We start from the raw sequence: 213 nt of genomic DNA on the forward strand, positions 1-213 counted from the left end.
CGTCCGCGCCATTCCGGCAGGTGGGGGCGCCCGGTGCCGAGGGTGGTGTCGTTGCCGTGGCCCGGGTAGACCCAGGTCTCGTCGGGGAGGACGAAGAGCTTCTCGGTGACGTCCCGGTAGAGGCTGTCGAAGGCGGCCGGGTCCTTCCAGGTGTTGCCGACCCCTCCGGGGAAGAGGCACTCGCCGGTGAACAGGTGCGGGTGGCCCTGCGGG

The 213-nt window shown here is 71.8% G+C and carries 1 pseudogene; it reads right to left on the minus strand.

Annotated elements, in window-relative coordinates:
- Positions 1–213: pseudogene (locus tag ABD323_RS41695) on the minus strand (MBL fold metallo-hydrolase); the annotation flags it as partial.

Origin of the sequence: Kitasatospora nipponensis (assembly GCF_039528135.1) — a bacterium.
GTDB lineage: Bacteria > Actinomycetota > Actinomycetes > Streptomycetales > Streptomycetaceae > Kitasatospora > Kitasatospora nipponensis.